This window comes from Adlercreutzia equolifaciens DSM 19450 (genome assembly GCF_000478885.1).
Lineage (GTDB): Bacteria > Actinomycetota > Coriobacteriia > Coriobacteriales > Eggerthellaceae > Adlercreutzia > Adlercreutzia equolifaciens.
The window spans coordinates 2,835,805-2,862,526 of the sequence record NC_022567.1 but is presented as its reverse complement, the minus strand read 5'-3'; the positions used below and the strand labels follow the sequence as shown (position 1 = coordinate 2,862,526).

Here is a 26,722-nt window from a genome sequence, read left to right as displayed (position 1 = left end):
ACATCATCCTTCCGCCGGCGTTTTTTGCCGTGGCTCTCCGCTTTCAGGGCAATTCTAGCAAATTGGCAAGGCTTGGGTCTTAGAGACCCTGTGCGATCTGACGGCCGTAAGGGGTGAGGGCCCGCTGCTTCCCGACCATTTCCACCAAACCTGCCTCTCGCAGCCGGTTGAGGGTGGTGTTGGTGGTGGAGGCCGGCGTCTCGGTCAGGTCGCTGAAATCCTTGTTCCGGAGGGTTCCTTCCTTAAGGAGAAGTTTCAGGAATATTCGCTCGCGTTCGGAGAGGGCGGGCGCCGGCATGACGGCGCCCGGGTAACCCGGATACGCCGCTGGTGCCGGTGCTGCTCCGTAGGTCGGATAGGCCGTTGGGGCGGCGCCGTAGGCTCCATAGCTCGGATATCCCTGGTAAGGGGCTCCGTAAGAGGGGGCCGGTACGGGAGCTGGGGGCGCGGGTACCGTGCTGTAGCCTTGCGGCGCGTAGGCGGGTGGGTAGGGAGCCGCTCCTGGCGCGCTGGATGAGCCCACGGAGGAATAGATGCCGGCTGGGTTGGAGGGGTAGGGTTCGGCGCCAGCTGTGAGGGGCGCTCCGTAGGGTTGATGGACCGCGGCGGTTTCCGAAGCGTAGGACGAGCTCGGGGCGTACTCTCCCTTGCTGCCCAGCACGTCGGTTTCGTCCCAGTCGTCCAGGGGATCGTCTTCTTCACGCACCAAACTGACGGTGACGACGGCGCCGGTTCCCAGATTGTCCTCGATGGTAATGGTGCCATGGGACGATTCGAGGTACTCCCGCACAATGGGGAGGCCCGACCCGACGCCCCGAATATAGTTTTTCATCGGCTCGACGGCAGAAGAAAACCCTGGCATTTGGGCCTTTTCTTTCGAGGGGATGCCGGGGCCATGATCGGCGAAGCGGATGGTGTTCCCTTTGTCGAGAATGGAGACCACTACCTCTTTGAAGCGCGCGTGGATGAAATTTTCGGAAACCTCCCGAATGACGGTGTAAGGGATGATCCCCCCTGCACCGTGGGACTGTTCGTAAACCGTGGAGGCGAGCGCCTCGATATAAGCCGCCGTGTCAGCGGGCTTTATCTCCACAACCCGTGGTGCGCTGCGCAGGTCATCGTAGAGAGCGATACGCCCCACGGTGTCGACGAAGGAATAGTCGAAGGAAGCCCCCTGGGGAGCTTCGTCGTGAAGAGAAGTATGTTGTTCCATGGTTTCCAAGATCATTCCGTTTTGTTCGTCGTTCAATTCGTTGTTTCAAGAATTTTTCAGGATATTGTAACGTGTTTCATCATTTTACAAGGTATCTACCTGCGCATTTCATAACCGGTGGTGAGTAATTCACTATTTGTTCAGTAAAAGTGGAAAACTGAAATTGAACTACCTGCGATTTTCCGAAGAATTCCGACTTATCAACTAAATATTCAGTAAAAGTGGAAAACTCGGAATTCGAGAATTCCTAACGGCTGTCATTCAAAGAGGAAAAAGTGAAAAACTTTGCCCAAAAACCTTGACAGAGGCTCTCGATAACCCTTCTCAGCCACTTCCTATCCCTTTGAGAAGAAAAATCCTGTCAACTACGATCTTGTTCGAACATAGGTGCGTTTAAAGAGAATTACCCTGACATAATTTACAAAATCCCAGCTCAGAGCAATGTTTTTGAAAGGAAAAATCGATGGTGAATTGTTGGCTAAAACTGTCAACCATCTTTACCTTCGATATCCACCCAGTGAAAAGGATGGTTATCCACTGCTTGCGCTGGGAAAAGAGGAAGTTATCCACTTTTTCCACCAACGGAGCAAGAAAAGGGTGTAAAACTAATCAACCATTAGACAGACAACTCTGCTCGGCCTCTCTGTTTCCCTGTTTTCCGGCGTTATAATACCCGCACGATATCTTCTGTTTCAGCTCAGGCCATTACGAAGAGAGGCATCCCTTGAAATTCAGTATCAATCGCACCGAGCTCGCCAACGCCCTGTCCATTGTCCTCAAAGGGGTTTCCACTCGATCGACGCTCCCTGTCTTGTCCGGTATCCTCATCGAGGCCGCCGGCGACAAAATTATCCTCCAAGCCACCGACTTGGAGCTCTCCATTCAATACTCCGTGGCCGCGCTCGTTGAGGAGGAAGGCCGCACGGTGGTACCCGGTAAGCTGTTCTCGGAGGTTGTGAAGAACCTTCCCGATGCTGCGGTCCATGTCGAGGCCACTGACGAGCAGGCTTTCGTCACCTGCGACACGTCTTCGTTCTCTATCCGTGCTTTGAACGCTGAGGATTTCCCCGGTTTTCCCCGCGTGGACGTTCATCAGAAGATAGAAATTCCCTTCCATCAGTTTTCCACTATGGTCAAGCGTGTTTCTCGCGTCGTATCCAAGGATGAGTCCCGCGCTATTCTCACGGGCGTCCTCATCACCCTGGAGGCCGGCGTGCTGCGCATGGTGGCCACCGACTCCTATCGCCTCGCCATCACCGACGCCCCTCTGCCGAACTCCTCGGCCGATGAGTTCCATGCGGTCATCTCGGGTAGCTTCCTGTCGGAAATCGCGTCACTGCCGAAAACGGAGTCGCCGGTGTCTCTGGCCCTGGCCGACAATCAGATCGTCGTGACCTGCGAGGACACGGTGTTTATCAACCGCCGCATTGAAGGCAACTTCCCCAATTACAAGCAGCTGCTCCCCGACGGCTACGCCACTCGCGCTACCATCGAGGTGGATAAGCTCGTGGCCAGTGTTCGCCGCGCCTCTCTGCTTGGCTCTACTTCCTCGCCCGTGCGCTTCGATTTGAACAACGCCTCCCAAACGGTGCAGATTTCCGCAGCATCCCAGGATGTGGGCAGCGCGCAGGAAATCATCTCCTGCGCTATCGAGGGCGAAGATGTGGAAATCGCTTTCAACTATGCCTATGTGCTGGATGGTCTCGGGTCTATTGCCACCGACGAGGTGTACCTGGAAGTGCAATCGGCTTTAAAGCCGGGCATCTTCCGCGCGCTCGAGCCGGAAAACTTCCTCTACCTCGTCATGCCCGTGCGCATCTCCTAAATGACCCTGCGTATCGAAAGCCTCTCTTTGCGGAATTTCCGCAACTACGAGGATGCGGCTCTAAGCGAGCTTGGGGATATCACCGTACTTGTGGGGGAGAACGCTGTCGGCAAAACGAACCTCATCGAGGCCATCCAGCTGCTTACGGCGCTCACGTCGTTCCGACATGGTACGGCCGATCAGCTGATTCGCCACGGTGAGGAGCATAGTCGCGTATCCATGCAGGCAACTGACGGCAATCGGCGTCTTGATATCGATCTCACGTTTGATGGTCGTACGCGCAAGTATCGGCTCAACGGGAAGGCGAAACGGCCGATCGATTTGAAGGGACTCATTCCGTCGGTCGTTTTTACGCCTGACGACCTCGACTTGGTAAAAGGGCCGAACAGCGGGCGGCGGTCCTCGTTGGACACGTTGGGCGCTCAGGTGAATAAAAGCTACTACACGGTACGGCGTGATTACGAGAAGGTGATTCGTCACAAGAATCGCCTTCTCAAAGAAGAGGCCGATGACGCTCTTGTGGAGGCCATCAATGAGATGGTTGTCACCGTGGGGGCTCAGCTCACGATCTACCGCATCGCGTTGTTCGAGCGGTTGCTCCCTCATCTGATTGCAAAGTACCAGGAGATTTCTCAAGGACGCGATTGCTTGAACGCGGTCTATGTTCCTTCGTGGGGAAAAGGAACGCTGGGGGAAACGGTTGAATCCCTTACCCGCGACGAAGCCCGCGAGGCGTTGGCCCGCGCGCTTCATGAGCGCGCGGAGGAAGAGCGACGCCGCGGCCGGGCAGTGGTGGGGCCCCATAGCGATGAAATCGTATTCACCCTCGATGGGGAAAACGCCTCAATTTACGGAAGCCAGGGGCAGCAGCGCTCCATTGTGCTCTCGTATAAGTTGGCTGAAGCTGCCGTCATCGAGGAGCTCATCGACCAGAAGCCGGTGCTCCTTCTTGATGATGTGATGAGCGAGCTGGACGGCCGACGGCGCGATGCGCTGGTAACCGCTATGGAAGGTGGTAGCCAGACCTTTATCACCACAGCGAACATCGATTACTTTAATGAGGCCATGTTGAACAAGAGCAATGTTATCCACTTGCCGTTGGTGTGACACGCCAAAACCGTAGGATCGTCCCATTCGAGTCCCCAAAGTATTAACTCAGTGCATTTCTCGCTTGATTTAAGCCCTGTTTTCCATAATTCATGGCAAAGTCTTCACCGAACCGCAACATAGGCCCTCAAACAGCCTCATAACAGCCCCGTTCCGCGACTTTCAGTCGAAATACGATTTCACCATGCTATAATTGACGCTCATTCGGCGCCCTCATCTGGGCGCGTTCTTTTGTTCCGAGAGCGAAGGAGTGTCAGTGGCAAACAAACCAGATCACTACGACGGTTCTGACATTCAAGTTCTAGAAGGACTTGAAGCTGTTCGCAAACGCCCAGGCATGTATATCGGCTCCACCGGCCCCCGCGGTCTGCACCACCTGGTCTATGAGGTGGTTGACAACGCTGTGGACGAGGCCCTGGCCGGGTACTGTGATACCATCAAGGTGACCATCCACCCCGACAATTCCATCTCCTGTGAGGACAACGGCCGCGGCATTCCCGTGGACAAGCACCCCAAGGAGAAGATTCCCACGGTCGAGGTCGTACTCACCATTCTGCATGCCGGCGGCAAATTTGGTGGCGAGGGCTATAAGGTCTCTGGCGGTCTGCACGGCGTGGGCGTTTCCGTTGTGAACGCCCTTTCCACAAAGGTGGAAGTGCAGGTGCGCCGCGATGGCGTAGAATACGAGATCGATTTCGACCACGGCAAGACCAAGACTAAGCTGCATGAGATCGGCAAAGCCAAGCACACGGGCACCACGGTCACCTTCTGGCCCGACCCCGACATCTTCACCGAGACCACGGTGTACGACTACGACACCCTGGCCGCCCGTTTCCGCGAGATGGCCTTCCTGAACCGCGGCTTGAAAATTATCCTCACCGACGAGCGCATCACCGACGCCGACGGCAATCCGCGCGTCGAGGTCTTCCAGGCCATGGGCGGCATCGTCGACTTCGTGAAGTTCTTGAATGACGGCAAAGAGACCCTGAACAAGCCCATCTACTTCGAGGCCGAAAACGCCGACGGCACCGTGGAAGTGGCCCTGCAGTGGTCTAGCTCCTATTCCACGAACTCCGTCATGGCCTTCGCCAACAACATCAACACCCATGAAGGTGGCACGCACATGGACGGCTTCAAGCAGGCCATCACGCGTACCATCAACGATTACGCCCGCTCGAAGGGCCTTCTGAAGGAGAAGGATCCGAACCTCTCCGGCGAGGACGCCCGCGAGGGTCTGGCCGCCATCATCTCCGTGAAGCTGCACGATCCGCAGTTCGAGGGCCAGACGAAGACGAAGCTCGGCAACACGGAGATCCGCCCGCTGGTGCAGAACGCCGTGGCCCAGGGCCTCGGCGAGTACCTGGAGGAAAACCCCACGCCGGCCAAGCGCATCATTGGCAAGGCCACCCAGGCCCTGAAGGCCCGCGAGGCCGCCCGCAAGGCCCGCGAGATGACCCGCCGCAAGAACGTGCTCGATTCGTTCAGCATGCCCGGCAAGCTGGCCGACTGCGCCAGCAAGGACGCCTCGCAGTCCGAAATCTTCATTGTAGAGGGCGATTCCGCAGGTGGTTCGGCCAAGCAGGCCCGCGACCGCAAGTTCCAAGCCATTCTGCCCCTGCGCGGCAAGATTTTGAACGTGGAGCGCGCCGGCCTCCATCGTTCGCTGTCTTCCGACACCATCAGCTCGCTCATTACGGCCATCGGCACCAACATCGGCGAGGACTTCGACGCCGAGAAGGCCCGCTACCATCGCATCATCATCATGACCGATGCCGACGTCGATGGAGCGCACATCCGCTGCCTGTTGCTGACGTTCTTCTACCGTTACATGCCCGAGCTCATCAACCTCGGCTACATCTACATCGCCCAGCCGCCCATCTTCGGTCTGAAAAAGAAGAATTCCCGCAGCCCGAAGGTCGAGCGCTACATTTACGACGAGAAGGCGCTGTCCGCCACCCTGGCCGAGTACGACGACCCCAGCAAGTTCGATGTTCAGCGCTACAAGGGCCTCGGAGAGATGGACCCCGAGCAGCTGTGGGAGACCACCATGGAGCCGGCAACCCGCACGCTTTTGCAGGTGAACATCGACGATGCCGTGGAGGCCGAGCGCGTGGTGAGCGAGCTTATGGGCGAGCAGGTGGAGCCTCGCAAGGAGTTCATCCAGAAACACGCCCGCGACGTCCGCTTCCTGGATATTTAGGAGAGCTAAATGGCTGATAACTTTGACGAATTCGACGACGACCGCGACGAGGTAGAGGCCGCCGAGGAGGACGCCCTGTACCTGGCCGAGGAAGTGAACACCGATGACGAGGGCGACGACGACGCGGAACTCGCCAGCGCCAGCTCCACCCTCGATGAAGAAGAAGACGTGGAAGACGCCGACGAGGACGGCAACGAGCCCGGCTTCATCTCCGAGGAGGAGCGCGCCCGCTCGCTGATGGTCGACATGCCAAACCCCCACGGCTCCATCATCGAGGGAGCCAACGGCGGCGAGGGCACCATCGTGCGCGCGGCATTTCTCGGCAAGGAGATGCAGACCTCCTTCCTCGAGTATTCCATGTCCGTTATCGTCTCCCGCGCCCTACCCGACGTGCGCGACGGTCTGAAGCCGGTGCACCGCCGCATCCTGTACGCCATGAACGAGTCCGGCTACACGCCGAACAAGCCGCACATGAAGTCGGCCCGTACCGTCGGCGACGTGATCGGCAAGTACCATCCCCATGGCGACTCCGCCGTGTACGACACCATGGTGCGCCTGGCCCAGCCCTTCAGCCTGCGCCTGCCTCTCATCGACGGCCACGGCAACTTCGGCTCCATCGACGGCGACTCCGCCGCTGCCATGCGTTACACCGAGGCGCGCCTCGACAAGCCGGCTATGGAACTTCTGCGTGATCTGGACAAGGAGACGGTCGACTTCCAGCCCAACTACGACGAGTCGCTGCAGGAGCCTACGGTGCTGCCGTCGCGCTTCCCGAACCTGCTGGTCAACGGTTCGAACGGCATCGCCGTCGGCATGGCCACCAACATCCCGCCCCACAACCTGGGCGAGGCCATCGACGCCACCTGCCTCATGATCGATAACCCGGATTGCACGACGGAGGACCTGCTCACCGCCATGCCCGGCCCCGACTTCCCCACGGGCGGCCTCATCATGGGCAAGAAGGGCATTCTGGACGCCTACGAGACCGGCCACGGCAACCTCACCATCCGCGCGAAATGCGAGATCGAGGAAAAGAAGAACGGCCGCGCTTCCATCGTGGTGAAGGAAATTCCCTACCAGGTGAACCGCAAGCGCCTGCTGGAGAAGCTCGGCGAGCTGGTGCGCGACAAGAAGCTGCCCGAAATCAGCAACATCCACGACGCCGCCGACCGCAAGGGCATCGACATCATCATCGATCTGAAGTCCAACGCCATCCCGCAGGTGGTGCTGAACAAGCTGTTCAAGCACACCCAGCTGCAGGTGGGCTTCGGCTGCAATATGCTGGCCCTGGTGAACGGCACCCCGCGCGTGCTCTCGCTGAAGGAAATTCTCTTCTACTATATCGAGCACCAGAAAGACGTCGTCACCCGTCGCACCCGCTACGAGCTGGCCAAGGCCGAGGAGCGCGAGCACATCCTCGAGGGCTACATCATCGCGCTCGATAACATCGACGAGGTCATCCACATCATCCGCTCCTCCGAGACGGACAAGGAAGCCGCCGCGCGCCTCACCGAGCGCTTCGGCCTTTCCGAGAAGCAGACCAACGCCATCCTGGAAATGCGCCTGCGCCGTCTGACCGGCCTGGAGCGCACCAAGATCGAGGAAGAGTTGGCCGAGCTGCGCGAGAAGATCGCCTACTACAAGCAGATCCTTGCCGACGAGAACCTGTTGAAGCAGGTCATCAAGGAAGAGCTGCAAGAGATCAAGAAGAAGTACAACACCCCGCGCCGTACCCGCCTGACCGGCGAGGCCAAGGATATCGAGGTGGAGGACCTCATCGCCGAAGAGAACATGGTCGTCACCATGACCAAGGCCGGCTACATCAAGCGCCTGCCCGTGAGCACCTACCGCCAGCAGAAGCGCGGCGGCAAGGGCATGCAAGGCGTGAACTTGAAGGACGCCGACTTCGTGGAGCACCTGTTTGTGGCTTCCACGCACTCCTACATGCTGTTCTTCTCCACCAAGGGCAAGGTCTACCGCCTGAAGGTGTACGAGATCCCCGAGGCCGGCCGCCATGCCCGCGGCACGGCCATCGTGAACCTGCTGCCGCTGGAGAAGGGCGAGTCCATCTCGGCCGTCATCGCCACGAAGGACTTCCCGGCCGAGGAGTTCCTCATGTTCGCCACGGCTCAGGGTAACGTGAAGAAGACCTCCATGGATCAGTACGACCGCACGCGCCGCGACGGCCTCATCGCCATCAACCTGAAGGACGGCGACGAGCTCATCTCCGTGAAACGCGTGGCCAAGGGCGAGAAGGTCATCATGGTATCCAGCGCAGGCAAGGCTATTCTGTGGGATGAGTCGGAGGCCCGCGCCATGGGCCGCGGCACCATGGGCGTGCGCGGCATGAACGTGCCGGCCGACGCTCACGTGCTCGGCATGGAAATCGCCAAGCCCGGCACTGACCTGTTCGTCATCACCGAAAAGGGCTACGGCAAGCGCACGAAGATAGAGGAATACCCCGAGCATCATCGCGGCGGCCAGGGCGTCTACACCATTACGATGACCCACAAGAAGGGCCTGCTGTCGGTCATGAAGATCGTCGGCCCCGATGACGAGATCATGATTGTCTCCGAGGACGGCGTCATTGTGCGCACCCCGGTGAAGGGCATCTCCGAGCTCGGCCGTTCCACCCAGGGCGTGAAGGTGATGAACGTCGCCGACAAGGACAAGGTGTGCGCGGTGGCCATCGCCTCCACCGGCAAGAAGAAGGCCAAGAAGGCGGCACCCGCCGACGAGAACCAGATGGGCCTGCTCGAGGAGGAGAGCGAGGAAGGCACTCTCGCCATCGACGACCTCGACGACGATCTGGGCGACGAGGGAGAAGAGACGGAAGAGTAGCAAAACGTTAGAAAACGTGCTATAGTAGAAACACCAGCAAAGCCCGTCGTTTGGTTAACGGTTGAGCGGGCGGAGCGGGTTAACAACTTGAGGGACTAGTTGCTGCTAGTCCCTCTTGTCTATCCTCTCCATCCGTTGGTGCTTATACTCCCGCCACAGTGATAGCAAAGCTGTCACCACGTTGGCCATGGCGGCCAAAGCAATCAGGAATTCATTCATAGGCGAAACCTCCTTTGTAGTAGGCCCCGCCCGCACACGGACTTTGCTGGTTCAGTTATATTATCACAGATGAAAGAAAACTAAAGCTGTTCGATATCTCCGAAATCCTCGGGGGATATATGGTCGAGGAATGTCTTGAACGCTGCCAGTTCCTCTTCCGTCTGCTTCTCACCCTTGAAGAGAAACGGGAACGAAGAAGCGTCAAGTACCGTCTCTTCAATATAGAGCGGCGCATCTTGCCGAAGCGCCAGGGCAATGGCGTCGCTCGGCCGGGCGTCTAAGGTGATGAGTCGTCCTCCCTGGGAAAGAACCAGGTGCGCGAAGAACATCTGCCCCTTTGATCCGTAAATCACCATGGAATCGACGCACGCATCCAAATTGGTGAGCGCATCTAGCATGAGGTCATGGGTCATGGGCCGCGCGAACTTCACATGCTCCAGTGCCATCCCGATTTGTGCCGCCTCGGTGGGGCCAATCCAAATGGGCACAATGCGCGCCTTCCCCGCTGGCGTCTCCTCTACGGGTTGCAGCACCAGCACGGACGGCTGGTTCTGCCCCGCCACCACCAATGTCAACACTTTCAACGGAACCATGCTTTGTCCTTTACTCTAGTTCGATGAGAACATGATTGCAGATTGAGCTTTCTATGTTTGATGTCTATTGTCTCATTATTGAACCAAGCTTATTTAAACTTTTGGAATGTTTAACCGCTTAAGCCCATCTTCCGGTGACAAAAACATTGAGTCCAGGACGCGAAAAGCGACTTATACAGGCATTTCCGAAATAAAACAAGGAGCAGGTTTGCCTGTATAAGTCAAAATTCTTGCATCCTGGAGTTTCGAATGTCTGTATAAGTCGCTTTTCGCACATCGAAAGGGAGGATACTGTCACGGAAGGTGAAATAATTCATATTCTGATTAAAAGGATACTACTCGTGCCGTTCGCGGCGTGTCGTGTACGTTTTGGAAATCGGAAAAATTTTCCTTGACCTCACCTATGAAACAGGCTTAAGATAGTCAAGCACTTTTTCAAGGGCCCGTAGCTCAGTTGGTTAGAGCGCACGCCTGATAAGCGTGAGGTCGCTGGTTCAAATCCATTCGGGCCCACCATTACTTTGCGATAAACGCTCCACCGTGAGCCGAGTTAGCCGGTGGAGCGTTTATTATATTTCGGGCCAGAATCGGCCGATTTTTTAAACTGTCGAAATCCCGAATAAGCAAAGCGATGGTCATGGGTGCATGCCATGGGGCGTTAGCTCAGCTGGGAGAGCGCGGGCTTTGCAAGCCTGAGGTCAGGGGTTCGATCCCCCTACGCTCCACCATGAATTACCAGGTCAGCCGCTTAGAAATGCCGCTGACCTTTTCTTTTTACCTGGCAACGCAGAGAAATAGCGCCGATTGTGGAAAAAGACGCATAGGGCTTTCCTCGTGTCACAAATAGCATTCCTAATAGTCTAGGCATCGCGTTGACATTCTGTTATAAAGACTAGTAAGGTCAACAAATCCAACATTTGGAAACTCACGCCGGATTACGGCATGGGCGAATAGAATTTCAAGGGAGAGCAGCAATGCGCAACGTCAATCGGAAAGAGAAGAAGTTTCTTCTCGATTTGGCGTCCGCGCAGACATTGCAAAGTCAGCTGGAGGCGGTGCTGCAAGGAGATGTGCATAACGGAGCCCAGGGCTATCCCGTGCGCTCGCTGTACTTCGATACTCCTCATGACCGAGATTATGCCGAAAAACTCTTCGGCCTCGACCCCCGCCGCAAAGTTCGCCTGCGCACCTATTCTCCCGACGCCGATTTCGCTCTGTTGGAATTGAAGCAGAAGCAGGGAGAGGTGCAGCAGAAGCGCTCGCTGTTCGTCAGCCGTCACGAAGCGCGCCGTCTCATGGAAGGATCCTACGGATTTTTGGCCGAGCGATCTGAACCTTTCGCGGCGGAAATGCACGGCCTTATGGCCATCAACGGCTACCGGCCCAAAACCATTGTGGAATACGACCGTACGGCGTTTATCGCCAAGGAGAACAAAATCCGTATCACGTTTGATCGCAATATCCGCGCTACAGAAACCTGCCTCGACCTTTTTAGCGAGAAGCTCAGCCTCAGCCCGGTATTCGACTCCTTCAACGTGATTCTCGAAGTGAAGTTCGACGGCTTTTTGCTCAGCTACATCCGCACGCTGCTCAACGGCGCCGACAAAAGCGAACTCTCTGTCAGCAAGTACTGCTTGGCACGCAGCACAACTATGGCCTATCAGTTCTAAGGGAAGACAATCAGCATGAAAGAACAGATCTACCAGCTTTTCGAGACTTCGAATGTCGGCGTATCGGCCGAGGATATCTTGTTGCGCGTGGCCGTCTCCGTGGTGCTGGGCCTGGTGATCTTTCTTTCCTATTGGCTGTCCCATGCGGGCACGATTTACTCGCAGAAGTTTAACATCAACCTCATCACGCTCACGGTGCTCACGGCCACGGTGATGACTGTTATCGGCAACAACATCGCACTGTCCCTCGGCATGGTGGGCGCACTCTCCATTGTCCGCTTCCGCACCGCCATCAAGGATGCACGAGATACCACCTACATCTTCTGGGCGATCATCTGCGGCATTTGCTGCGGCGTAGGCCAGTTCATGGCCGCTGGCATCGGCAGCGCTGCGGTGTTTGTCGTGCTGCTCATTCTCGGTCGCGTGCGCAACGATGTGCGCACTTTGCTGGTCATCCGCGCATCGCGCGCCCAGGAGCTCGCCATCGAAGGACTCGTGTTCGAGTACTTCCGTGGCCGCGCGGTGGAGAGAGTGAAGAACACCACTGACGAGTCCATCGAGCTGATGTACGAGCTGTCTCGCGGCGTGCTGCTGAAGAGCCAGCGCCGTGCCGACAACCCCATCACCACTGACCTTTACGCGTTGGGCGGCATTGAATATGTGAACATCGTCGCCCAGAACGACGAGATCGGCAGCTAGGGTTCGCGGCAATGAAGTACCGTGTGGCATCATTGGCGACGATGGCGCTCGTGCTCGTGGTGTGCGCGGGCGCGACCGTGCTCGCCGACAAGCCCCCCGAGAAGCTGACACGCTACCATCAGCACGAGCAGGCCCAAGCTCTGGCTGATTTGCCGGAGGCTGACCAACGCGCGGCCAGCCAGTTGGAAACCGACCCGCGCGAATTCGCTAGCCACCTGCCCGTGATCTCCATCGACACCGGCGGTCAGCCCATCCCAGGCGATGCGGTGCTGGACGATGCGGGCGTCGAGGCCCACGATGAGCAGGGCATCGCAGAAACAACGCTCAGCGCCGCTGGAGAGGAGTCCATTTCCGTCCGCTTTCAATTGCGAGCCGCTTCCAACGAGCAGCCTCGTGCCGTCCGGCTCAGCGACGAGTCGGCCGTTGAAGCTCGGGCGGAGATGCATATCCGCGGCCATTCCTCCCGCGTTTTCGACAAGAAAAGCTACCAGCTGCGGTTCACGGAAGACGACCGTCTCACACCGGCGCCAGAGGATCTTCTCGACATGGGCGCAGGCTCGAACTGGGTGCTCAACGGCCCTTTCCTCGACAAAACGCTGTTGCGCAACTATGTCGCCTTCAATCTTTTCGGCGAAATCTTGCCCTTCACCCCCGAAGTGCGTCTGTGCGAACTGTTTGTCGACGGTGACTATCAGGGCGTCTATCTGCTGATGGAAAGCATCCGCCGCGACCCCGAGCGGGTCGATATCCGCAAGACTGACCCCTCCTCGCCAGCCACCAGCTTCATCGTCAAGCGCGACTGGATCTCTAAGGACTCGGGTATCGCCTTCGACTTCCTCACGGCAATAAAGGAGACCTCCTCTCCCCTCGACATCGTCTATCCCTCGGAGGACGTGCTCACCCCGGATCAGCGTCAGTGGATCTGCGACGAGTTCAATCGCTTCGAAAAGGCGCTGTACTCCTTCGATTACGACACCGACCCGTACAGCTACAAAAGCACCATCGACGTCGACACGTTCGTCGACTATTTCATTGTCAACGAGCTGGCTCTCAACAGCGATGCCGGCCTGTTCTCCGCGTACTTCTACCAGGATTTCGGTGGCAAGCTCTGCATTGGGCCGCTGTGGGATTTCAACAACGCCTTCAACAACTATATGGAACGCGATCTGTCAGATAACGGCTTCATCATGATCGACCGCCCGCTGTTCTTCATGCTGACCAAAGACGAGCAGTTCACCGACCAAGTGATCGAGCGTTATCGGCAGCTGCGGGAAACAATTCTGTCGGACGAGCGTTTGGAAAGTTACCTCCGCGGCGCGGCGGACTACTTGGGCCCCGCACGCGAGCGCAACGACCAGCGGTGGGGCTACTCCTACGATCCCGCGAACGTAGAGGCCAACATGAAACTCGTCCCCGACGAGCGCAATCCGCGTTCCTACGAGGAAGCGCTCGCCCAGATGAAGGACAGCCTGCTGGGCCGCGCGGCCTGGCTTGATCGCAACATCGAGAATATCCGGCAATACTCTCACGAGTCGGCCGTTAAGCGCTACAACCATTAGAAGGGAGGAACCGTGAAGCGATACATCATAGCGTGCTGCTGTTTGCTGGCCCTTGGTATCGGACTTGCCTATGCGTATCTGTTCCACGGGTTCTACCTTCCGTGGCCCCAGAACGCGAACCGGCCCATTGAAGTGGTGGCCCACCAGGAGGGGAAGAACCTTTATCTGATGGAGGACCCCGCCCAACCTTCGTCGCCTTACGAAATCCGCGGTGTCGACATGGGCTCGGGCATTCCTGGTCACTTCGCCACCGATTACGCCATCGATAAGGAAACCTACCTGCGCTGGTTCAGCCAAATCAAGGCTATGGGCGCCAACACCATCCGCGTGTACACGCTTCTGGGATCCGATTTCTACGAGGCGTTCTACGAGTTCAACGAGGGCAACGACGATCCTCTATACCTGCTGCATGGCGTGTGGGTTGACGACTACATCCAGAATTCCCACCGCGACGCCTTCGACGACGATTACCTGGAGAAGTTCAAAGCCGATGCTCGCACGGTGGTCGATGTCATCCACGGCCAGCGCTTCGTGGAGTTGGGCCGCGTCTCCGGCACGGGCTTCTATACCAAGGACATATCGCCCTGGGTTACGGGCTACCTTTTGGGTGTGGAATGGGAGGCGGTCACCGTCGCCTACACCGACATGATGCAGGAGGATCGCGCCTCCTTCAAAGGCGACTACCTTGCCACAACTGCCGACGCCACGCCTTTCGAGGCCATGCTCGCCCAGGTGGGCAACGAGGTGCTCCGCTACGAGACCGATCGCTAGGCCGCGCAGCGCCTCGTGGCATTCAGCAACTGGCCCACCACTGACCCTTTCGACTATCCCGAGGCGCTGCAGGCCTTCTTCACCAAGTACGCGAGCATCGACGTCGAGCATATTCAGGCTACGAACAAGGTGCTCTCAGGCATGTTCGCGTCGTATCATATTTACCCGTACTATCCCGATTATCTACGCCATTTGCCCGAGTATTACGAGCAGCGCGACCCCCAGGGCAATGTCAACACCTATTACACGTATCTGAAGCTCATTGAGGAGCATCACAGCCTGCCTGTCGTTATTGCCGAGTTCGGCGTGCCCAGCGGTCGTGGCATGGCGCAGTGGGACGCGAACACCCATCGCAACCAGGGCTTTATAGACGAGGCCGCCCAAGGGCGCGCCATCGTCCGATCCTGGCAGAATATCAAGGATGCAGGATGTGCAGGAGCCATCATCTTCAGCTGGCAGGACGAATGGTTCAAGCGCACATGGAATACCATGGCTAATGTGGATCTGCTGAAGACGCCCTACTGGAGCGACTACCAGACCAACGAGCAGTACTTCGGCTTGCTGTCCTTCGATCCCGGCGAAGAGCGTTGCGTCAGCTACGTGGACGGCGACCGGGAGGAATGGGATGCCGCCGATGTGGTTGGAAAGGCCGAGGGACGCGAACTGTCGGTGCAGTACGACGAGAAGTTCATCTATCTCATGGTGAGCGGCGCCGATGTGAGCGAGCGGGAGCGTCTGTTGCTGCCCATCGACACCACCCAGCTTTCCGGCTCGGCCCGCTGCGAGGAGCCGAGCGCCCAGTTCGCGCGCCAGGCCGACTTTCTCATCGATATCAACGGCCGCGATGACAGCCGTGTTCTGGTGCAGGAACGCTACGAGGTGCTACGGGCCACTTCGCTGAATGCCATTACAGGCGAGGATCCCTATGTGGAAGTGCCCGCCAAGGACTCGCCCAAGTTCGTTCCCATCGAGTTGCTTCTGCAGACGCTGCGTGATTACGGTCAGCTGGAGGCAGCTATCGGAGGCACTCAGGATGCGTCTGCGAACGGGGGTGTCGCAGCCGATCAGAACTTCCGTTACCAAACCTACGAGACGGGGAAACTCACCTACGGCGACGCCAACCCCAGCCACGGTGAATACAACTCCCTGGCCGACTTCTGCTACGGCGATGGTTTCGTGGAAATCAAGATCCCCTGGCAGCTGCTGAATTTCTCGAATCCGGCCGAGATGCAGATTCACGCCGACTACTACGAGCATTACGGTGTTGAGAACCAGACAATAGACACCATGGGCATCGGCGTGGGCACGGGCAAGGAGACCATCGCCCTGTTCGATGTGCCCCTGCGCAGCTGGGGCCCGCAAGTGACGTATCATGAGCGGCTCAAGCCCAGCTATTACCTTGTGCAGCAGATGTGGGCCCAGGGCAAAGACCCACAGGGGCTGTGGGATACGGACGAGGAGTCGGAAAGGACTGCCGCCGAGGTTGAGGCCGCTGCCGAGCCCGCTGCTGCTGCGGCTCCCTCTGCTGGGGCTGCCCCTGATGCTGATCCTGTCGAAGCGGAGAGGGAGTAGCCGATGCAAATAGAATGGCTCATCTTCTTTTACATCGGCGTGTCGGTGGCCATGGCCTTCTTCGATCTCGGCTTTGCCGCCTTCGAGCATACCCGCGACAACAACTTCAAGAAGAAAACCCAGCGCATGGCCCTGGCTCTCAGCGAGGAAATCGTCCTGAACGCCGACTTCCCCACCGAGCGCCACAAGCGCAAGTTGGAGAAGAGCATGCGTCGCTTGCCTGGTTTGGAATCCTTCGACCTCACCTTGGGCCATATGAGCGCCCTCAATGACGAGCACGCCACCGCCTACCTTCTCGGCATCTCTGACATTTTCGATCGTCTCGCCCGGTACTACCAACAGAAGAAGCCGCTGAACCAGGCCTATTATGCCTACATCGTGAAACGCTGGTACCGCACGCGTCCCGCGTCGCAAACCATTGTGAGCGCGCTCATCCACTTCGCCGAGGAGGGTTCCATCTTCCTGCGCCAGAACGCCTTCGAAGCGCTCGCGCAGCTGGAGGACGTGGAAGTGATGATTCGCGCGATAAAGGTGCTGGACGGCGCCGACGACTTTCACCATCCGAAGCTTATCACCGAGACCATCCTCTGCTTCTCGGGCGACAAGGACATGCTGGCCGACGCGCTTGCCTGCGAGCTGGATCGCTTGTCGCCGGCAGCCCAGGGCGCCGTCATCAACTTCCTGCGCATGCGTCATCGGGGAGACAAGCAACGCATTCTGGCCATGATGGAAGACGAGCGAACCAACCACGAGGTGCGTATCGCCTGTATGCGCTACTTCATGACCAACCCGTGGGATGCCGTCGCCGCGCCTCTGCGCGCCTTCGCTGTCCAGGAGAACGCTGGCGAATGGGAGTGCATCTCGGTGGCCACGGCCTCCCTTGTGTCCTACCCCGACGACGAGACCAAGGCGCTGCTGAAGCGGCTGCTTTCCAGCCCTTTGTGGTACGTCCGGTTTAACGCGGCAAAGAGCCTGTACGATATGGGTGCGGTGCCCGAGGCGGAGCTGGCCGACGTGATGGAAGGCGACGATCGCTATGCGCGCGAGATGATTGCCTACCGCTGGGAACTGGAGGGGATGAACCCATGACCACGATTACCGGGGCCGCGGTGATACAGACGTTCCTGAGCGTCGTCGGCGTTTTCTTCATCTTGTACCTCATCGGGTACTCCACCTTCCTGTTCCTGTCGGTGACGGTGGGCTCGTCGTTTCTCTACCGACGCAAGCGCGAGACCCATTACAAGAACCAAATCATGGCCGACTGCTACGTGCCCGTCTCCGTCATCGTGCCCGCCTACAACGAGAGCGTCACGGTGGTCAGCTCGGTATCGTCTCTGCTCAAGCTCGACTACAGCCTCTATGAAATCATTGTGGTGGACGATGGCTCGACCGATGACACGGCTCAACAGGTCATCGACGCCTTCGATCTGCATGAGATAGAGCGCCCCATCCGTCTGCAGGTGCCTTGCAACCCCGTGAAAAGCGTGTGGTACGGCATGGCGGGTTCGGTGCCCATCACGCTGGTGCGTAAAGAGAACGGCGGCAAGGCCGACGCCTTGAACATGGGCATCAACCTCTCCCAGTACCCCTACTTTGTTGGCATCGACGCCGATTCTGTACTGCAGTACGACTCGCTGCACGAAATAATCGCCCCGGTCATCGAATATGAGAACGTGGTGGCCGTCGGTGGCTTGGTGCGTCTTTCCAACGGCGTGGAGCTGAAGGACGGTCGGCTTACGAGCTACTCGCTGCCCAAGCAGACCATTCCCGCCATGCAGGTGCTGGAATACGACCGCTCGTTCCTCTCGGCGCGCATCCTGTTCGACCAGTTCAACGGCAACCTCATCATCTCCGGCGCCTTTGGCCTATTCCGCAAGGATGTGGTCGTCGCCTGCGGAGGGTACGACCGCGATACTGTGGGCGAAGATATGGAACTGGTCACGAAGTTGCACGTCTTCTGTCGCACGAGCGGCCGCGACTACCTCATCAAGTACGCTCCCGAGGCCATTTGCTGGAGTCAAGCCCCGGCGAGTCTGCACGACCTCATCAACCAGCGCAAGCGCTGGCACCGCGGCCTGTTCGAATGCATGACCAAGCACTGGCGCGTGTTCGCCAACTTGCGCTACGGCCTGGTGGGCGCACTTTCCTACTCGTATTTTCTCGTGTACGAGCTGCTGTCCCCCATCATCGAGTTGTTCGGCATCCTCACGATGATTTTGGCCGTGGCATTCAACTTCGTGAACGTGCCCTACATGATTCTGTTCTTCCTCATATATGCGGTCTACGGCGCCATCATGTCGCTGACAGCGTTTTTCTCCCGCGTGCAGACTCGCGACTTGCATCTGTCGAAACTCGATGTGGTGCGCGCGCTGTGCCTGTCGCTGTTCGAGGTGACTATCCTGCGCTTCATCATGGCCGTCACGCGCATGCTGGCCTTGGTGGGCTACCGTAAGAAAGATCGCCGCTGGGACAAAATCACCCGCACCCAGATTAAGGCGGAGTGAGAGGACGATTTCCAAACCCGATGGGTTGCTGCTCTTTCAACGAGAATGCCCTTCGCCCGGCCTTGCAGTTTTGCCCCGCAAAAGAAGCGCGGGCTTGCAGTTCTGCCCTGGCAGAAGCGCGGCGCCCCGGGGTACCAAACCCCGCAAGCTTGCTGAGAATAGGCGCCGCATTCCGCAAAACTCTCCTACGGGTGGTATGAGAAGCGGAAATACCCTCTCAAAAGACTACCAAAAGACTGTCAACATCTTTCCAAATAGGCTCGCACGCTCCCTCTAAGCGTATGCTATAGCTGATAAAAAAGCTTATCTATGCAAGAAGGTAATTAAAAACCAATTAACAGCTAGACAACAGGGAATTATCAGCCGTAAAATGAGCGTTTGGGTATAGATTCACGTTACAGCTGCGCTGATGAGAGAGGAAAAGGCAAGGAGAGAGAAGCCTTGCCACATAAGAGGGCGGTGAAGCATGAAAGTGATGACTCGGATGAGCGACTATGGATTCTCGGCAGCAAAAAAGGCGATTGCCTCGATAGTTGCCGTGGCGCTTGTTGCTTCGTTCAGCAACTTCGCTGCAGGTGGCGTGCGTCAGGCGGAAGCTGTCGACGACACAACAGTCGAGGTGCAGTTCCAGCTCGATGACGGCCTGACCGTTAAGACGGATGCAGAGCCCAGCGAAGGTTCCGGAACATATACTGTTCCCGCTTCGAAAGATTTCACGTTCGCCATTGAAGGCCAAGGGCAGAACTCTCTCCAAGTGTCTTACTTCCAGCGCTTCGGTAGTGTCACTACCGAAGATTCGTCCTCTAAGGGCGAATCTAATAACCCCTCCAATGACGAATCTTCGGAACCTGCCGAAGGTGACGACTCACAGCAGGCAGGGGAGCGCCCGGCGACCGATCCTTCCGACCCAACTGCCAGCGAAGAGGGCTCAGAAAATGGGGCAACTGCCGACGAGGAAACTGCCGACGAGGCAACGGGCGAGAATTCGAATATTGCCCAGAATATCCAGATCATCGAGTCAATTCCCGAAACGGCCGCCGTGCTGCAGCAGCGCAATCAAGACGGAGAAGCGCCTGTTGCGGCTTCTGCCGAGCAAACAAGCCAGGCGGAAGTTGTCGAAGAGGCCGGCACTCCTTTAGCGGAAACCCCTCTCTCCGATACGGATGGCACGAGCGAAGACGAGAACATCGTCGAGGTCACCGTCTCTTCTAACGAGGGCGGCAACTACACTATTCCTCAATCCGCGCTGAGGGAAGCTGCCGCGCAAGAGGCCATCATTATCGTTAAGGTGGTGAAGGGCCCCGTTCCCATGGAGAGCTGGGCGCAAATCGCCGAAGCCCTATCGGCGCCAGAGCCCGCTGAGGCGACCGTGGTTATCTCGGGGGATTCGAACGAGCCCATTGTTGCCACTACGCCAGTAGTTGTGCGCGGCAATAAGACGCTGGATTTGAACGGTCGAAAGATCGAAACGAACCTTGCCGACAACCTCTTTAGCGTCGGCGAAAAAAATAGCCCTGCCACCTTCACCATTACCGATTTCACAACGAAAGATGCCGATCTTCGGAAGGCCTTGCCGAACGGGCCCTCTCTTCTCCCCAAACCCAACGAAGGTAATGCCGGGGATTTGAAAACCGGCTACCTCGGAATCTTTCGCGGGGCGGTAGGCAAGGAGGCTACTCTTAATGGCGATGTGCTCACTTACTACATCGCCGAATCCCACAGAAACGTGCAGCAAGTTGGGGCGACCAACGAATACCAGGTTGGCTATAGCATCGACATGAGCACCGTGGGCTCTATCACTTCGACAAATGACACTGCCGACAAAGCAAGCAGCGTGGTGTTCCTTGCGAATCCGGCCTCTACCTTGAACATTGAGGGTGGCCGGCTGTCGGCGACGGGTGGCGACGCCCACGCGGTGAACATGAACCAGGGCGGCACCTTGGAAATGACCGGTGGCTTCATTGTGGGCTCTACCACCATTGGTCATGGAGCCGCCATCAGCGCAAACAACCAGAACACGAATAATGCCGCTATCAACATCAACATCGGCGGCAACGCGGTCATCGCCGGAAACCATGCCGCGAAAAACGGCGGCGCGATGTGGGTTCGCAGCGATCAGGGCTCGCCTCAGGCGAATATTTCCATCGGCGGGGATGCCCTTATTGCAGGCAACAAAGCCGGGTCGGAACCAATCACATCTGTGGAAAAGGGCAAGTATGCTGATTCGTGCAATGGCGGCGGCATTTTCGCCGACAGAAATTGCGCTGTTACGGTTGGCGGGAAAGCTGTCATTGCCGGCAACACCGCCTATGCCGACGGCGGCGGCATTTACATCAAGGGCCGAACCGACGACGGCACGAAAAGCACGCTCGCCATTGAGGGGAATGCCTACATTACCAACAACCGTTCCGAGAACGATCGCAGCGCTGTGCATCCAACGAATCGCGCCGCAAAGAATCACCCCGCCTACAACAGTTCAGAATTTTGGAAAAACGCCGGCGGTGGCGGTGGCGGCGTCTTCACCCTCGATGAAACAACTATCAACGGCGGCAACATTACCGCGAACTTCGCCTCCGATGGCGGTGGCGGCATCTTTGCCGTGGGAGGCGTCCAGAATTACAAGTATCCCGTCTTGAAAATTGATAACTGCCTCATTTCCTCGAACTACGCCGGTACCAGCGAAGGCGGCGGCATTAACGCGGCAACGTTGAAGGAAAGCTACATCAAGCAGGGCTACATCACCAACAACATGTCCGCCACCTACTACGACTACGGTGGAGGCGGCCTGTTCCTCTCCTCGGCCGACCACGGCACAACGACCGGAATGACGGTGTACTATCCTCTCGTTACGAACAATACGGCCAAGGGTCTCGGTGGCGGCGTGGCGCTGTGCACCAACGGCATCGTGCTGTCGTCCGAGGCTGCCATCTACGACAACAAGGCGCTGGGAAAAAGCGCGACAGAAAATCCCAACGAATACGGTGATCAGTGGCTCCTCGAGCAGAACCTTCATGCCGGCGAGAAGCCTTTTAACGGTGATTCTTGCTACGGCTTGAAGGGCAAGATAGACCCGACGAAACTCGCCGCTGATTTCTTCTGCGCGAAAGAAAGCACGGTGTCCAGCCAGATGCTCGGTGGCGGCTACTACAACTGGGAAGGCTACACCGATGGTTATGCCGCAGTAGGGCAGCTCGATTTCAAACGAGTTGAATATGGCAAAGTGACAACAACGTTTAACGGCAAGTTGGCATCCAACGAAGCTGTCAAGATAGGCGGTAACATTCTGAAAAACGCCAGCGGTACATTCACCCTTCATGTACTAGACGAGTGCAAAAATTACATTCCTAGCTCAGCGAAATGGATTCTCAAGTACGAAGATGCTAAAGATCTTGGGTTAGGGGAATCACCGAATTATGGAACGAGTTCAGGCTCTTGTCTCGTCAAGGCAGTTTCAGAGGTATGGCCCTCCAGCCTCCCAGAGCAAACTGAGTTCAGCTTGACCGTCGATGCAAGCAATTCCTATGGCTATGCAGTGCCCGACACGGGGGCCACGCTAACGGACGTTTTCACGCGCACGGAGAAGGATAAACAATCTTACCCCATGCACAAGATAGTGAAAGACAGCCTGCCCACAGATAGCCCTATCATGGTTCACGGCGACCGCCTTACGTTCCTCACGGCGCATCCCAGCCCTGACGCAAAGCTCGCCGCGGAAGCTAAGGCCGTGCTGTTCTTCAACGGCAACTACTCCAACACCCACGGCGCCGGCATTGCCTGCAACGACAAGATCACCATCGGCACGAATCCCGAAGAGCCATGGACGCCGGTTCTGCCCGACACGAAGAAGGCGGCGCTTTCCATCACCAAGGAGATGTCGAACTTTCAAGAAGGCGCGGGCACGGTGACGGCAGTGTTCGAAGTGACGGGTTACACCGATGAAAGCGCCATGAACCACGAGCTTCCAAGCCAGATCATCTATCGGAACACGGTCGGGTTCGCGTTTGGAGCGGACGGTATGGACACAAAGACCCTAACCGATCTTCCCGAGGGTTATTACATAGTGAAAGAACTCTACTATTCCGGTGATAACTTCGACGCGTCGCAATCGAATTGCTGGAAAGGTGCTGTGAAGTATCAAGCGGAAGATCCAGGTGAGGCAGATTCAGGCGATCCCGATGGCGCGCTGGAGTCGAGTACGGCGAAGTCGCCTGCACCGAAGCCGATAGAGGTTGCTTTCGTGAACCAGGGGATTACCGAGTCCTTCGAAACTGGTGTCGTCAACAGCTACAAGCCTATCGCAGATGATAAAGGCAACTTCACCTACGCTGACGGAAAGCTCACGTATACGCCCGATGCAAACTACACCAGTCGCAAAGAGCCGGTGCATCCTATCGAAGGGGAGGAGTAGCCATGGCTAGAAAACATCTCGCCCGTTATGGCGCGTCGACTCTCGCCGTCGCGCTCGTTCTTAGCTTGGGCGTTGCCGCCGGTACTGCTTATGCCTACTATACCGATACGCAGCATGCCCAGGGCATGATCTCGTTCAGCTACACCCCCGATGCCCCCGACACTCCGGAAGACCCGGATACCCCGACCACCGAGGTTGACGAATACCCCGACGACAACGGCCAGAAAACCGTTACGGTCAAGAACACGGGCACGGTGGACGCCATGGTGCGCGTGAAGTTGTTCTACCCCGACTTTCCCGAAGGCGCCGGAGTGACCATTGCTCCGGAGTTCGCCGGTGAGGCGACCTCTTGGACGCAGAATGTTGTCGGGCGCGATGATAAGGGCGATCCGGCATCTAACAGCGAAGGGTGGTTCTACTGGCCCTACCCGCTCGCTCCTGGGCAGGCAACGCCGGCGTTTACCGTAAAGGCGACGCTGACGGAAGGCAGTACGTTCAATCAGCCCTTCGATATCGTGGTGGTGCAGCAATGTACCTCTGCGCAGGACTTCAACGAAAAAGAGGGTCTTTTGGGGACGTTTGCCGACGGGCCGAAGTTCCTGGCGGCAGCTGCCGCCTCCGACGACGCCGCGTCTGACGGCGCCGCTTCCAACTCCGTCGCTTCCGACGACGCCGCCTCGCAAGAAGCCTCTCCCGCTGGCTCCGCTTCAAAGGACGGTGAATAGGTAATGGCTCAGTTCGTAAAGAACCTTCCGCTGAAAACGCGAATCGCACTTATCGTGCTCGTTGCCGCCCTCGCTGCCTGCCTCATGATGATTGCCGTGAGTCCCGCTCGTTCTGCCCTCACCTATTTCAGCGGCGATTACGTAGCGGAAATCCAGCAGACGCACATTGGAGTGGCTCTTACGGAAAACGATCAGCTGGTGGCCGAAAACGGGCGCCTTATTGCCAACCCCGAAACGTTGCTGAAGCGCCCCACCGCGGAAAATCCCAACAACGTCGATCGCTTCATGATTCCCGGCGAGGTGTACGACGAGCGCCTCTCGGTGCAGAACCGCTCGAGCGATATGGACGAATACGTTCGTCTCACGGTGCGCAAGTACTGGGCAGAGGGCGAAAAGCCCGCTGAGGGACAGCCCGACAATCGCGTGAAGACCGATCGTTTGAACCCCGCCCTTATTCAGCTGCGGTTCGATGACGACGCTGCGCGCTATTGGGTGCGCTCCGAGGCGGAATGCACGCCCGAGCGCGAGGTGTTCTACTACAAAACGGTGCTCCCCCAGGGGCAGGCTGCAGCATGGCCCGCGGTGACCGGCATCAGCATCGATCCTGCTATCGAAGAAGCCCAGGAAGATTACTCCCGCTGCTGGTTGGCGCTTGAAGCCCAGGTCGATTCCGTGCAAGTGAACAATGCCATCGACGCCGCGAAGAGTGCGTGGGGCATCGATATGACCCAGCCGGTCTTTACCGATCAGGGCCTCAACTGGTCGCAAGAAAACTAGCGAGGTGGTCTTTCCTATGCAAGCCTTGCATCAGCAACAAATTCAACGGCGCAAAAGCGGCCCTTTGGTAAAGGCGGCCGCGCTGTGGGCCGCAATTGCCCTCTTCGTAAGTTTGGCGGCGGCCATCGGATTCGCCGCGCCCGCTTACGCGCAGACGATTGAAAAAGCCTGGACGGTGGAATTCACGGGAACCGCCATGAGCGATCAGGGCTCCACCGATATCGTGAAAGAGCTGAATGGCATGCAGCCGGGTGATTCGGCGAAGTTCACCGTGACCATGTTCGAGAACTGCGACGGTGCCGCCGACTGGTACATGAAGAACCAAGTGCTGGAATCCATGGAGAAATCGCTGCGTAGCGGCGGTTCGTACAGCTACAAGCTCACCTATACGAGCCCTAAGGGCGAAGACAAGGTCATCATCACCAACGAGGTGGTCTCGGGCGACTCGTCGTCTGCCAACAGCGGTGCAGCCTCCACGGAGGGTCTCTTCGATGCCACTGAAGCCACGGGCGAGTATTTCTTCCTCGATACGCTTGCCCCGGAGGCCAAAGCCCTTATGACGCTCGAAGTCGCCATCGACGGAGAAACTCACGGCAACACCTACTTCGATTCCGATGCCAAGATCCAGCTTTCCTTCGCTGCGGAGCCAACCGACAAGCCTGGCACTCTCGGTGACGCCACGCAGCAAGAAGCGGAACCTTCGCAACCGAGCCAGCCTCAAACCACACCGGCCCCTGAACCGCAGAAATCGACCAACCCCCTTTCCCAAACAGGCGATACCATCGCCCTTGGTCTTGTAATGGCGGTGGTTGCGGTATCTGCGATAGTGCTTGTGGTCGCCCTAGTGAATAAGCGTCGGCAAAAGAACAAGGAGGACGACGCACGATGAAGAACCTGAACAAACAGCGCCGCATGGCCTCCGCCGCAATGGCGTGCGCTCTCACGCTGGCGCTTTCGGTTGCGGCCGTTCCCGCCTACGCCGCCGCTCCGTATACCCCTGAAGCGTATCGCGTTACCGTGTACGCGGGAAACAATGGCATGGTGAGTTTGGGGGAGGGGGACGCCGCGGCATCGGTGGCCCTCGATGGAGGCGTGGCCCTCAACGACACGGCCGACTTCTCATCGCTGCAGTACCACGTGACCAATGACAAGTACTACGTTAAGGGCATCCGCTTGGCGGGCCTCGACAATATTCGGTCCGACAAAAACACTGATGAGGTTGATGCCGCCGGCAATCCCATCAATGTTGCCGGCGTCGATACCGTGCTTTACGCGATGTCAGCGGCCGATGGCAGCTTGGTCAACACCGACGTGCGCATCTCGGAGGATACCGACTTCGTGGTGGCTTACGGCATTCTGGCCAATCGCGTGTCCTACACGGTGAACTACGTTGATGCCGACGGCGCGCCCCTGCGCGAACCGCAAACGTTCTTCGGCGATATCGGCGACCGTCCGGCCACAGCTCCCATTTATATTGAGAACTACGTGCCCGATGCGTCGCTCGTGTTGCTCACCCTTTCGGAAGACGAAGCCAACAATGTTGTTACGTTCCGCTATACCCGCCTCGCCGAGGGGGCGTCCACCGTCCAACAGCCCTCAGGCCGCGTTGATGTCGTAGTCCCGAACGGTTCCGCGGCCACCGGGGTGTACACAACGGCGCCCACGACGGAAGAGGTCGCCGTGGCCAGCACGGCTCCCGAGGCCGCCGCGCGGGCCACCGACGAGACAACCACTGCCGGCGTGGATGGTCCCGCTGCGGAAGGCTCCGCCGCGACACCAGTCCTCACAACCGATGACGGCACCCAGGTGCTCGCCGCCGACGGCACGCCGCTCGCTACCCCCGAGCCCCAAACTATCAACGACGACGAGAACGCCTTGGCAGGTGCGGCCAACGACGGCCTCCAACAAGATGCCCAAGCGGCATCGTGGTGGCCTTGGGCTCTTGCTGCTGCAGTCATCGCCGCCACGATCGTGTTCATTGTAGTGCGGGCGCGCAAGATGCAGAAGGAAGACGCAGCCTCCCCGCAAGTTTAAAAGCT

General features: G+C 57.9%; 18 protein-coding genes and 2 tRNA genes. 18 read left to right on the top strand and 2 right to left on the bottom strand.

Translation table 11 applies throughout. The annotated features are described in order from the left end of the window. Nucleotides 1-79 precede the first annotated feature (79 nt). Entirely contained in the window at nt 80-1,213 is a 1,134-nt protein-coding gene (locus AEQU_RS12790) for an ATP-binding protein (protein WP_084280975.1), read from the bottom strand. Nucleotides 1,214-1,937: 724 nt separating this feature from the next. On the opposite strand from AEQU_RS12790, the gene dnaN reads away from it, so the two are divergent. The 4 genes from dnaN (at nt 1,938) to gyrA (ending at nt 9,186) form a co-directional block, all read left to right on the top strand. Beyond that, nucleotides 1,938-3,038, top strand: coding sequence for a DNA polymerase III subunit beta (gene dnaN / locus AEQU_RS11625; protein WP_022741801.1), 1,101 nt, complete (start codon nt 1,938-1,940; stop codon nt 3,036-3,038). Beyond that, nucleotides 3,039-4,145 (top strand): DNA replication/repair protein RecF, encoded by a 1,107-nt coding sequence (gene recF / locus AEQU_RS11620; RefSeq protein WP_022741800.1) that lies wholly within the window; start codon nt 3,039-3,041, stop codon nt 4,143-4,145. Between the two features lie 256 nt (nt 4,146-4,401). Further along, on the top strand, nt 4,402-6,345 hold the full coding sequence (gyrB, locus tag AEQU_RS11615) for a DNA topoisomerase (ATP-hydrolyzing) subunit B (protein WP_022741799.1): 1,944 nt from the start codon (nt 4,402-4,404) through the stop codon (nt 6,343-6,345). A gap of 246 nt (nt 6,346-6,591) precedes the next feature. Next, on the top strand, nt 6,592-9,186 hold the full coding sequence (gyrA, locus tag AEQU_RS11610; protein ID WP_204019928.1) for a DNA gyrase subunit A: 2,595 nt from the start codon (nt 6,592-6,594) through the stop codon (nt 9,184-9,186). Nucleotides 9,187-9,485: 299 nt separating this feature from the next. Here gyrA and AEQU_RS11605 read toward each other — a convergent pair whose 3' ends face one another. Continuing rightward, nucleotides 9,486-9,998, bottom strand: coding sequence for a bifunctional nuclease family protein (locus AEQU_RS11605; RefSeq protein WP_022741797.1), 513 nt, complete (start codon nt 9,996-9,998; stop codon nt 9,486-9,488). 439 nt (nt 9,999-10,437) lie between these two features. On the opposite strand from AEQU_RS11605, the gene AEQU_RS11600 reads away from it, so the two are divergent. The 14 genes from AEQU_RS11600 to AEQU_RS11540 all read left to right on the top strand — a co-directional run bounded on the left by AEQU_RS11600 (nt 10,438) and on the right by AEQU_RS11540 (nt 26,717). Beyond that, nucleotides 10,438-10,514, top strand: a tRNA-Ile gene (locus AEQU_RS11600). Between the two features lie 136 nt (nt 10,515-10,650). After that, nucleotides 10,651-10,726, top strand: a tRNA-Ala gene (locus tag AEQU_RS11595). A gap of 246 nt (nt 10,727-10,972) precedes the next feature. Then, nucleotides 10,973-11,668 carry a polyphosphate polymerase domain-containing protein gene (locus AEQU_RS11590; protein ID WP_022741796.1) on the top strand — a complete coding sequence of 232 codons (696 nt, stop codon included), beginning with the start codon at nt 10,973-10,975 and terminating at the stop codon, nt 11,666-11,668. Nucleotides 11,669-11,683: 15 nt separating this feature from the next. Further along, nucleotides 11,684-12,367: a DUF4956 domain-containing protein gene (locus tag AEQU_RS11585; RefSeq protein ID WP_022741795.1), complete on the top strand. Its 684-nt coding sequence runs from the start codon at nt 11,684-11,686 to the stop codon at nt 12,365-12,367. Between the two features lie 11 nt (nt 12,368-12,378). After that, nucleotides 12,379-13,926 (top strand): CotH kinase family protein, encoded by a 1,548-nt coding sequence (locus tag AEQU_RS11580; RefSeq protein WP_022741794.1) that lies wholly within the window; start codon nt 12,379-12,381, stop codon nt 13,924-13,926. Between the two features lie 12 nt (nt 13,927-13,938). Beyond that, a complete protein-coding gene (locus AEQU_RS12560) occupies nt 13,939-14,697 on the top strand; it encodes a hypothetical protein (RefSeq protein WP_022741793.1) in 759 nt (252 codons plus the stop codon). 15 nt (nt 14,698-14,712) lie between these two features. Beyond that, nucleotides 14,713-16,269: a hypothetical protein gene (locus AEQU_RS12555; RefSeq protein WP_022741792.1), complete on the top strand. Its 1,557-nt coding sequence runs from the start codon at nt 14,713-14,715 to the stop codon at nt 16,267-16,269. Nucleotides 16,270-16,272: 3 nt separating this feature from the next. Beyond that, complete coding sequence (locus AEQU_RS11570) at nt 16,273-17,358, top strand: hypothetical protein (protein ID WP_022741791.1); 1,086 nt, start codon at nt 16,273-16,275, stop codon at nt 17,356-17,358. Beyond that, nucleotides 17,355-18,773 carry a glycosyltransferase family 2 protein gene (locus AEQU_RS11565; protein ID WP_022741790.1) on the top strand — a complete coding sequence of 473 codons (1,419 nt, stop codon included), beginning with the start codon at nt 17,355-17,357 and terminating at the stop codon, nt 18,771-18,773. Before AEQU_RS11570 ends, AEQU_RS11565 begins: the two co-directional genes overlap by 4 nt. 466 nt (nt 18,774-19,239) lie before the next feature. Then, nucleotides 19,240-23,181, top strand: a complete 3,942-nt coding sequence (locus AEQU_RS11560; protein WP_022741789.1) for a hypothetical protein — start codon at nt 19,240-19,242, stop codon at nt 23,179-23,181. Nucleotides 23,182-23,183: 2 nt separating this feature from the next. Next, complete coding sequence (locus tag AEQU_RS11555) at nt 23,184-23,906, top strand: hypothetical protein (RefSeq protein WP_022741788.1); 723 nt, start codon at nt 23,184-23,186, stop codon at nt 23,904-23,906. A 3-nt stretch (nt 23,907-23,909) separates the two neighbouring features. Further along, nucleotides 23,910-24,683 carry a hypothetical protein gene (locus AEQU_RS11550; RefSeq protein ID WP_022741787.1) on the top strand — a complete coding sequence of 258 codons (774 nt, stop codon included), beginning with the start codon at nt 23,910-23,912 and terminating at the stop codon, nt 24,681-24,683. A gap of 4 nt (nt 24,684-24,687) precedes the next feature. Next, nucleotides 24,688-25,572: a hypothetical protein gene (locus tag AEQU_RS11545; protein WP_022741786.1), complete on the top strand. Its 885-nt coding sequence runs from the start codon at nt 24,688-24,690 to the stop codon at nt 25,570-25,572. Further along, entirely contained in the window at nt 25,569-26,717 is a 1,149-nt protein-coding gene (locus tag AEQU_RS11540; protein ID WP_022741785.1) for a MucBP domain-containing protein, read from the top strand. The genes AEQU_RS11545 and AEQU_RS11540 overlap by 4 nt, the downstream gene beginning before the upstream one ends. The last annotated feature ends 5 nt before the right edge of the window (nt 26,718-26,722 follow it).

Bases quoted from the DNA above. Each gene is read 5' to 3' on its own strand.
- AEQU_RS12790 (WP_084280975.1), bottom strand. From the start codon at position 1,213: ATGGAACAACATACTTCTCTTCACGACGAAGCTCCCCAGGGGGCTTCC.
- recF (WP_022741800.1), top strand. From the start codon at position 3,039: ATGACCCTGCGTATCGAAAGCCTCTCTTTGCGGAATTTCCGCAACTAC.
- gyrA (WP_204019928.1), top strand. From the start codon at position 6,592: ATGCCAAACCCCCACGGCTCCATCATCGAGGGAGCCAACGGCGGCGAG.
- AEQU_RS11605 (WP_022741797.1), bottom strand. From the start codon at position 9,998: ATGGTTCCGTTGAAAGTGTTGACATTGGTGGTGGCGGGGCAGAACCAG.
- AEQU_RS11590 (WP_022741796.1), top strand. From the start codon at position 10,973: ATGCGCAACGTCAATCGGAAAGAGAAGAAGTTTCTTCTCGATTTGGCG.
- AEQU_RS11585 (WP_022741795.1), top strand. From the start codon at position 11,684: ATGAAAGAACAGATCTACCAGCTTTTCGAGACTTCGAATGTCGGCGTA.
- AEQU_RS11580 (WP_022741794.1), top strand. From the start codon at position 12,379: ATGAAGTACCGTGTGGCATCATTGGCGACGATGGCGCTCGTGCTCGTG.
- AEQU_RS11570 (WP_022741791.1), top strand. From the start codon at position 16,273: ATGCAAATAGAATGGCTCATCTTCTTTTACATCGGCGTGTCGGTGGCC.
- AEQU_RS11565 (WP_022741790.1), top strand. From the start codon at position 17,355: ATGACCACGATTACCGGGGCCGCGGTGATACAGACGTTCCTGAGCGTC.
- AEQU_RS11560 (WP_022741789.1), top strand. From the start codon at position 19,240: ATGAAAGTGATGACTCGGATGAGCGACTATGGATTCTCGGCAGCAAAA.
- AEQU_RS11555 (WP_022741788.1), top strand. From the start codon at position 23,184: ATGGCTAGAAAACATCTCGCCCGTTATGGCGCGTCGACTCTCGCCGTC.
- AEQU_RS11550 (WP_022741787.1), top strand. From the start codon at position 23,910: ATGGCTCAGTTCGTAAAGAACCTTCCGCTGAAAACGCGAATCGCACTT.
- AEQU_RS11540 (WP_022741785.1), top strand. From the start codon at position 25,569: ATGAAGAACCTGAACAAACAGCGCCGCATGGCCTCCGCCGCAATGGCG.